The 638-nt window shown below is 68.2% G+C and carries 1 protein-coding gene; it reads right to left on the bottom strand.

The features are described from left to right. Nucleotides 1–638, bottom strand: a 638-nt coding sequence (locus BI327_RS40950) for a class I SAM-dependent methyltransferase (protein ID WP_143271824.1), incomplete at both ends; no start/stop codon positions are given.

Here is a 638-nt window from a genome sequence, read left to right as displayed (position 1 = left end):
GCCCGTGGCCGGGTGCTGGCCCACGATCTGGTGCAGCGCGATCCAGCCGTGCTCGAAGCCCATGGCGCAACCGGCCAGGTAGAGCCGGTAGGCGCGCAGCGAACGCTCGCCCTGCTCGCCGCCCAGGATCCGCGCGGCCTCGGCCAGGTTGGCCTCGAGCGCATCGCTCCAGGCCCACAAGGTCCGGGCGTAGTGCGGCCGCAGGTTCTCGACGTCCACCTCTTCCAGGCCACCATTGGTCATGGCCTCCATGACGACGCTGATGTGGGTCAGCTCGCCCCCAGGGAAGATGTACTTCTCGATGAATTCGCCCATGCCGCTGCCCAGCTCGGCGTTGTAGACGCCGGCCGCGGTGATGCCGTGGTTCATGATCAGCCCGCCCGGCTTGAGCAGCCGGCGCAGCTTGGCGAAATAGCCTTCCAGCTGGGCCCGGCCGACGTGCTCGAACATGCCGACCGAGGCGATCTTGTCGTAGGGCGCGGCCTCGTCGAGCTTGCGGTAGTCCAGCAGTTCCACGCGCACGCGCTCGCCCAGGCCCTTTTCCTGGATCAGCCTGCTGACATGCGCATGCTGGTTGCGCGACAGCGTGATGCCGGTGGCGTCGACGCCATAGTGCTCGGCCGCCCACAGCAACAGCC

It is taken from the genome of Bradyrhizobium mercantei (genome assembly GCF_001982635.1).
Classification (GTDB): domain Bacteria; phylum Pseudomonadota; class Alphaproteobacteria; order Rhizobiales; family Xanthobacteraceae; genus Bradyrhizobium; species Bradyrhizobium mercantei.
This window is presented reverse-complemented; position numbering and strand designations above follow the sequence as displayed.